The following is an 8,209-nucleotide window of genomic DNA, read 5'->3' on the forward strand; positions in this document are numbered from 1 at the left end:
CGCCCCTGCAACACCGGACGCGCGCCCGCGATACCGGCCCCCGCGCCCAGAGCCCGCTGAACGCTGCCGATCACCAGCGCACGCACGGCGGCCTCGTCCGCGAAACGCAGTTCGGTTTTGGCCGGATGCACATTCACGTCGACCTGGTCCGGCGGCACGCTCAGATGCAGGGCGACCACCGGGTGACGGCCGAATTCGATGAGCTGACGGTAGGCCACGCGCACGGCGGTGCGCAGCACCGGGTCCACGACGGGGCGGTTATTGACCAGAATCACCTGGCCGCTCGCCGATGGGCGTGTCACGGCCGGTCCGCAGACATGCCCCTCCAGCCGCAGGTCGCCGCGCACACCCTCGACCGGGATGAAGCCGTCCACATCGGCCGCCCCCAGGATCGCCTGCGCGCGGGCCAGCGGGTCCTGCGACGGCAGGTCGAACACCACCCGTTCATCAAGCCGCAGGGTGAAGCCCACCCCGGGCGCCGCCAGCGCCAGACGGCGCACCACCGCTTCGGCGTGGCTGCCCTCCACTCGCGCGCTCTTGAGGAATTTCCGCCGCGCGGGGGTGGCAAAGAACAGGTCTTCCACCACGACGCGGGTGCCATCGGGGCCGGAGGCTGGCTCCGGCGGCGTCAGCAGGCCACCCTCCACCCGCACACGCCACGCCCCGTCACCCCCACGCACGCGCGAGGTGATGGACAGGCGCGCCGCCGCACCGATCGACGGCAGGGCCTCGCCGCGGAATCCCAGTGTCGCGATCCGGACCAGAGACTCATCGGCAAGTTTGGAGGTGCAATGCCGCTCGACCGCCAGCAGAAGCCCGTCGGGCGTCATGCCGCAACCATCATCGACGATTTCGATGCGCTCGGTGCCCCCGCCGCGCAACACGACCGTTATGCGCCGTGCCCCGGCGTCGATCGCGTTCTCAACCAATTCCTTGACCGCGGCGGCTGGGCGCTCGATCACCTCGCCGGCGGCGATCCGGTTGATAACCGCCTCGGACAGGCGGCGGATGACAGGCTGCATCATGTCCGGGCCGACCGTGCCGAAAACCCCAGCGTTACCAGCGGCGCACGGTCACGGACGGGCCGCGAGCCGTCGCTCAGAAAATACCGAGGAAGCTCGATTTCTTCGCTTTCACGGTCGGAGTCACGCCGGACGTGGGGTCGCGACCAAGAGCCGAATCCTGCTTCAGACGCTCGTTCTCGGCCTTGCCGTCGACCACCGAGCCGGAGCCGGACTTCCACACCATCAACTGGTCCACGAAACCCGCGCCCGGTGCGCCGAGTTCGCCATTGTCGGGCGTGGCGGCCGCGGCGCGCGCCTGGCCGACAAGCGTGCTCTGCCCGGCGCTCGACTGCCCGTTCACACCCTGTAGCGCCACGTTCGGCGACAGGGTCTCCAGCGCCTGCATGCGCGGGCTCTGATCCAGAGAGGGGGTGGCCTGCCCGTTGACGTTGGGCGCGGTCAGTTCTTCCGACGGCGGCATCGACAGGGGCGCGCGGGTGGTCACCGTGTATTCGTCCGGCACCGAACGCTCCAGCCCGAAGGCGCGCGCGGCCTCCGCGCCCGAGCAACCGGACAGGGCCACGGACCCGGCGATCGCGCCCAGGACCGGAATGATTCGCAAGCTCGCCTTCACAGCCATGATCGCCTCTGGAACATCCGTCTCTCGGGGACCGCTCCGCGCCGCGCGCGAAGAAAGCCTGACCCGTCGTCACACCCAACCCCTGCCCGCCACGCATGGCGGACCGGAGCAAAAGCCGTACCCTGCTCTACCCTGCCGCACCCATGCGGGCAAGCGCCGCTGCCACGGACAGCACTCAGCCGCGTCGTCCCTCGCTTAGGCTGGTCAGCAACAGCACGCCCACACCGCAGACGATGGCCGAGTCGGCCACGTTGAACACATACCACGACCAGCCGAACGCATGGGCATGGATGAAATCGACGACGGCCCCGAACCGCAACCGGTCGACCACATTGCCGATCGCGCCCCCGCAGATCGCGCCAAGCGCGGCCGCCACCAGAGGATCCGCCGTGCGGCTCATCCAGACGGCCAGCGCGCACACCACGGCCAGCGCGACCGCGGCGAACAGCAGCGGCCCGGCGCCGGAATGGCCGAACATCCCGAACGTCACCGCATGGTTCCAGACCATGGTGAAATTCAGGAACGGCAGGATCGCGACCGATCGTTTGGCCGGCAGATCATAGACGGACAGGATCCAGTATTTGCTGAACTGATCGGCGGCCAGCACCAGAACAAACAGCAGGGCACCCAGCCCCATATACCGACCCCGACTGCGGCCACGCGTCATCAGGCGCCGCGCAGGGCTCACGATGTCGCACTCTCGACAACACCCGCGCAACGCAGACACAGCGTCGGATGGGCGGCATGCTGCCCCACTTCGTCGAGCACCTTCCAGCATCGGGCACATTTTTCGCCGCTGGCCACGCGGACGACCGGCGGCCCATGCGGTTCACCCGTGCCGGCCTCATCCAGATACAACGACGCCGAGCCCGGGATCACCAGCACGTCCACGCCCGAGACAATAGCCAGTTCCGCCCAGTCCACCCCGGCGAACAGCGCGGCCTCGGCCTCCGACAAAGGCAGTTCGATCGCCGCCTGCAACGCCGCCCCGATCAGACCCTCGCGCCGCGCGACCTCGATCTCGGTCGTCAGGATCCGGCGCACGGCCCGCAGGCTCATCCAGCGTTCGGCAAGGACCGGGTCGTGCCAGTGCGTCGGCAGATCGGGGAAATCCTGAAGGTGAACGCTCTCGGCGGTCCCAAAACGGGCACTCCACGCTTCTTCGGCCGTGAACACCAGCACCGGGGCCAGCCACGTGCACAAGCAGCGATGCAGGTGGTCCAGCACCGTCCGCGCAGCGCGGCGTTTGAGGTCGTTGGGCGCGTCGCAATACAGCGCGTCCTTGCGCACATCGAAATAGAAGGCAGACAGGTCGGTCGCACAGAACCCGTGCAGGGCCGGATAGACGCCGACCCACTCATGGGTCTCGACCGCGCGCGCCACCAGACCGCCGAGCTCGCCAAGGCGATGCAGCACCCACCGCTCCAGCTCCGGCAGTTCGGCGTAGGGCACGCGTTCGTCCTCGGTGAACCCGTCAAGCGCACCGAGGAGCCAGCGCAGCGTGTTGCGCAGGCGGCGATAAAGCTCGCCCTGCTGCTTGAGGATCTCCTTGCCGATCCGCAGGTCCTCGTTGGTGTCGGAATTCATCACCCACAGGCGCAGGATATCCGCGCCCAGCGAGTCGTTGACGTCCTGCGGGGCGACGACATTGCCCAGCGATTTCGACATCTTGCGCCCCTGCTCGTCGAGCACGAAGCCGTTGGTCACCAACGCGCGGAACGGGGCGACACCACGCGTTCCCACGCTTTCCAGCAGCGACGCCTGGAACCAGCCGCGATGCTGGTCCGACCCCTCCAGATACAGGTCGGCCGGGAAGTGCAACCCGTCCGGGCCCAGCACGAAGGCATGGGTCGAGCCGCTCTCGAACCAGACATCGACGATGTCGAACACCTGTTCGTAGTCGTCGGGGTTACGCCCCTCCCCAAGGAAGCGCGCGGGCGGGGACGTGTACCACGCATCGGCGCCCTCGGCCCGGAAGGCCGCAACGATCCGCTCCATCACCGCTGGGTCGCGCAGCACATCGCCAGAGCGCTTTTCGACGAAAACAGCGATCGGCACGCCCCAGGCACGCTGGCGCGAGATGCACCAGTCGGGACGTCCTGCGACCATCGAGGTCAGACGATTGCGCGCCTGCTCCGGCACGAAGGTCACGTCCTCCAGCGCCTCAAGCGCGTGGGTTCGAAGCTCGGTCTCGCCGTCCATGGCGATGAACCATTGCGGCGTCGCGCGATAGATGATGGGCGCACGCGAACGCCACGAATGAGGATAGGAGTGGGTCAACGAGGCCCGGGCCACCAGACCTGACGGTGAGTCATCCTGTTCGTTTGCCGTCTGCATCGCGGCAGCCAGCGCCTCGCAGACCGGATCGGCGGCCTTGAACACGTGCGTACCGGCGAACAGCGGCACCCAGTCGGCATAGCGACCGTCGCCCTCGACCAGTTCAGGCACCTCGACACCATGCAGGCGGGACAGCACGAAGTCGTCCGGCCCGTGCGCGGGTGCCATATGCACCAGTCCCGTGCCCGCGTCGGTGGTGACAAACGCGCCACCCAGCAAAGGAACCTCGAAATCATAGCCCTGGCCGCGCAGGGGATGGGCGGCGACCGATCCCTCAAGCGCGCTGCCGGGCAACGTATACAGCACGTGGTGGGCCGTGATCCCGGCCGCCTCGCACACCGCGCCGATCAGCCCTTCGGCGATCAGGATCTTCGCGCCATCACGCAGCGCCGCCCCGTCCACCGTGCCGTCGACGCGCACCACGGCATAGGTGATGTCCGGACCATAGGCGATGGCGCGATTGCCCGGGATGGTCCACGGCGTGGTGGTCCAGATCACGGCCGACACATCCTCCAGCGCCTGGCCGGGGGTGGCGTCGTGCACGAACGGAAATGCGACGAAAATCGTGGTCGAGGTGTGATCGTGGTATTCGATCTCGGCTTCGGCCAGCGCGGTCTTCTCGACCGGGCTCCACATCACCGGGCGCAGGCCGCGATACAGACTGCCGTTGAGCAGGAACTTGCCGATCTCGCCCACGATGGCGGCTTCGGAGGCGAAGTCCATCGTCGCGTACCGATGCGACCAGTCCGCCTGCACACCTAGCCGCTTGAATTCGGCCGCCTGCGTGTCGAGCCAGGTCTGGGCGTAGGCCCGACATTCGGCCCGGAAATCGAGCAGCGGAACCGCATCCTTGTCGCGCCCGGCCTTGCGATACTGTTCCTCGATCCGCCATTCGATCGGCAGGCCGTGGCAGTCCCAGCCCGGCACATAGCGCACGGCGTAGCCCGCCATACGGTGCGCGCGGTTGATCACGTCCTTGAGGATCTTGTTCAACGCATGACCGATATGGAGATGGCCGTTCGCATAGGGCGGCCCGTCATGCAGGGTGAAGACCGGACGCCCGGCATCCTTGCGCGCAATGGCCGCGTCCAGTCCCGTCTCCGCCCAACGCGCCAGAATCTCCGGCTCACGCGTCGGCAGGTTGCCGCGCATGGGGAACGAGGTCTTCGGAAGGAACACCGTCTCGCGGTAGAGGTCCTTCGTGGCGGACGGGTCGGCGGTCTCGGACATGGATCAGCGGGCCATCGTTGCGTGGGTCAGAAACTGGGCTTCGGCCCGCGTCCCGGCGGCGGCCGGTTTCGCGCGGCGCATCGGCCCGGAGAACACCGGCGGCAAGACCGGCGCGGACACTATCGGGATCAGAAACCCCGGCAGGCAAGCCATATGCGGACCAGCGGCGGCACGGGTCAAGCGCCGCGCTGCCGCTCCAGATAGGCCATGGCCGTGCGGGCATCGGTCGCGATCTGGGCCTTGAGTTCGTCCAGCCCGGAGAATCGCCGCTCTTCGCGCAGCATGGTGTGCAGCGCGACCGACAGGGTCTGACCGTACAGATCGTCCTGGAAATCGAACAGATTGACCTCCAGCCGGCTTTCGCGCCCGTCATTGACGGTGGGACGGCGGCCGATATTGGCTACACCCCCGAACGTACGACCATCGGGCAGGCGCACCGTGGCGGCATAGACGCCACGCGCGGGCTCCAGATGTTCGCCCAACGGGATATTGGCCGTCGGAAAGCCAAGCTGGCGGCCGCGCTTGTCGCCGTGCTGCACCTCGCCGCGAATGGCGAAGGGCCGCCCCAGCTCTTCGGCCGCACGCTCGGGATAGCCTTCCTGCAACAGGCGCCGGATCCGGGTCGATGAGAACGGCCCTCCGACATCGGACAGAGGCGGCACCACCGTGAGGCCAACACCGAGTTCGCTCAGCCGCTCGGACAAGAACGTGCCGCTGCCGCCCCGCCTATGACCGAAGGCAAAATCCTGTCCGCACCCGACATGCACCAGCCCGAGCGCATCATGCAGGACGTCGTTGACGAACTGCTCGGGCGCCAGGTGCGAAAACGCGGCATCGAAGCGGACCTGAAACACGTGCCGGACCCCCAGAGCGCCCAGCGCCGCGCGCCGCTCCTCGGCCGAGGTCAGGCGAAAAGGCGGGTCCTGCGGGCGGAAGAAGCTGCGCGGATGCGGCTCGAACGTCACCACCGCCAGCGGCGCGTCGGGCCGGGCGGCATGCAGCGTATGAATCAGATGCGCATGACCAAGATGCACGCCGTCGAAATTTCCGATCGCCGCCACACACCCGCGCGCTTCGGGCGGGATGGCTCGCCAGTCGGTGTGCAGCGTCGCCGTCATGCGGCCAGACCGAAGGTGCGGCCGGCCGATGGAAGGTCGGCAAACACCGGGTAGCGGGAACCAGGGACGGTCCCATCCTCGGGGCGGGCGATCTGCGCCACCAGCAATCCGGCCGCAGACGCCGCATCGAGTTCCGCCACGACGTCGGAGAAGAACACGATCTCCGACGGCGCCAGCGCCACCTGTTCGGCGATGACGCGATAACTGGACGCCTCTTTTTTGCCACCGACGGCAAGGTCGAAGAACCCCTCGAACAACCCCGTCACGTTCCCCTCGGTCGTATGACCGTAGATCAGCCGCTGCGCCGCGGCCGAACCCGAGGAATAGACGGCCAGGCGCAGGCCGTTCGCCTGCCAGGCACGCAGGGCCGGCAACGTGTCCGGATACAGCGCCCCCACCAGTGCACCGCTTTCGTAACCCTGCCGCCACGCGATCCCCTGAAGCGCCTTCAGCGGACCAACCTTTTCATCCCGGTCCATCCAGCCGTTCAGCACCTCGATCGGCGCCTGATCAGGTGCAAGGCGGGCGATCTCGGCGACCGCCGCGCACACAGCCGGATCGTCCGCATGCTCGACCAGCAATCGGGGAAGCGCCCTGCGCGCGAAGGGGAACAGAACATCGTGCACAAAGGCCACCGGCGCGGTGGTGCCTTCAATGTCCAGGAGAACGAGGCGGGGGCGGACGGCAGAAACAGACATTGTCGGGCAGAGCACCTTAGGGTCGGGTCACGGTAACAACCATCGGATCGTCGCGGCGTCAGGTCACCGGGAATCGGGATGCGATCGGATCGCCGGTATAGTTCGCGACCCAGCCCGTCGTGTCGGTGAACACACGCAGGGCGACCACGTCGGGATCCGGCCCGGCATCGAACCAGTGCGACACGCCCTCGGGCACGGAAATCAGGTCGCCCTCGGTGCATTCCACGTCATAGACATGGCCGTCCACATGCAGCACGAAATGGCCGCTGCCATGGACGAAGAAGCGGACCTCGTCCTCGGAATGGGTGTGCTCGGACAGGAATTTCTCGCGCAGGGCCGCCTTGTTCGGGGTGGCGGCATTGATGCGGATGACGTCCGCCGACCCTGCCCCCGTCTCGCCCATCAGACCGTCGAGATAGGGGCGGTAGACGGCCAGGATCTCATCGGCCGGGGCATCACGCGGCGGCACGACCGGGCTCTCCCAGCGCTCGAAACGGACATTGATCGGCCTCAGCAGCTCGGCCATTTCGCGCGGGTCGCCGGTTTCGCGCAGCGGCGCGGCCGCCGCATCGTCGCGATAGAGTTTGAGAAAGCTCACGGAGCGGCTCCCGCGCTCATCTGCCGTCGCGCCAGCTCGCAGCCCAGGAGGAATTCAAGCCCTTCGAGACGCGCCAGCGCCTGCGGCATGTCGCCACCCCAGACATAGACGCCATGCCCCCGGATCACATAACCCGCCGGCATCGCCCCCAGACGGGGCGCGACCACGGTCGCCAGACGCGCGATGTCCTGGTCGTTGTCGAACACGGGCACCGTCACGCTCGCATCATGCGTCGACTGTCCGGCGAAGACCTTCTGGACCTCATAGCCCGACAGAACGATCGCGTCCGGGGCTCCCGCCAGCGACAGGACCGTCGACGCCACCGAATGGCCGTGCAGGACCGCCCCGATCGCCCGATCGTGGGCATAAAGCTGCGTGTGCAGCCCCGTCTCGGCACTCGGCCGCTCGCCGGGGACGACCGCGCGCCCGTCCGGATCGACCTCCATCACGCCGCCCGCGTCGAGAAAGCCCTTGTGGCCACCCGAACGCGTGATCGCGATCCGGCCGTCGGCCAGACGCACGCTGATGTTGCCCGCCGTGGCCGGTACCCAGCCGCGCTGGTCCATCCGTCGACCCGCCGCGAC

General features: G+C 67.8%; 8 protein-coding genes. All 8 read right to left on the reverse strand.

Annotated features, from left to right (window positions below; genetic code table 11):
* Window positions 1–1,025: DNA mismatch repair endonuclease MutL (mutL, locus tag HUK82_RS12645; protein ID WP_176614307.1), on the reverse strand; the 1,025-nt coding region annotated here is incomplete at its 3' end.
* 73 nt (window positions 1,026–1,098) lie between these two features.
* Window positions 1,099–1,644, reverse strand: coding sequence for a DUF3035 domain-containing protein (locus HUK82_RS12650; RefSeq protein ID WP_176614308.1), 546 nt, complete (start codon window positions 1,642–1,644; stop codon window positions 1,099–1,101).
* 175 nt (window positions 1,645–1,819) lie between these two features.
* On the reverse strand, window positions 1,820–2,311 hold the full coding sequence (lspA, locus tag HUK82_RS12655; protein WP_176614314.1) for a signal peptidase II: 492 nt from the start codon (window positions 2,309–2,311) through the stop codon (window positions 1,820–1,822).
* Between the two features lie 17 nt (window positions 2,312–2,328).
* Window positions 2,329–5,211: an isoleucine--tRNA ligase gene (ileS, locus tag HUK82_RS12660; RefSeq protein ID WP_176614309.1), complete on the reverse strand. Its 2,883-nt coding sequence runs from the start codon at window positions 5,209–5,211 to the stop codon at window positions 2,329–2,331.
* Between the two features lie 176 nt (window positions 5,212–5,387).
* Entirely contained in the window at window positions 5,388–6,329 is a 942-nt protein-coding gene (locus HUK82_RS12665; RefSeq protein WP_176614310.1) for a bifunctional riboflavin kinase/FAD synthetase, read from the reverse strand.
* Window positions 6,326–7,027, reverse strand: coding sequence for an acireductone synthase (gene mtnC, locus HUK82_RS12670; RefSeq protein ID WP_176614311.1), 702 nt, complete (start codon window positions 7,025–7,027; stop codon window positions 6,326–6,328). The genes HUK82_RS12665 and mtnC overlap by 4 nt, the downstream gene beginning before the upstream one ends.
* Before the next feature lie 58 nt (window positions 7,028–7,085).
* Window positions 7,086–7,625 (reverse strand): 1,2-dihydroxy-3-keto-5-methylthiopentene dioxygenase, encoded by a 540-nt coding sequence (locus HUK82_RS12675; protein ID WP_176614312.1) that lies wholly within the window; start codon window positions 7,623–7,625, stop codon window positions 7,086–7,088.
* A partial coding sequence (locus tag HUK82_RS12680) for a methylthioribulose 1-phosphate dehydratase (protein WP_176614313.1) occupies window positions 7,622–8,209 on the reverse strand: 588 nt, incomplete at its 5' end. The genes HUK82_RS12680 and HUK82_RS12675, both read right to left, overlap by 4 nt.

Origin of the sequence: Ameyamaea chiangmaiensis (genome assembly GCF_013376175.1) — a bacterium.
GTDB lineage: Bacteria > Pseudomonadota > Alphaproteobacteria > Acetobacterales > Acetobacteraceae > Ameyamaea > Ameyamaea chiangmaiensis.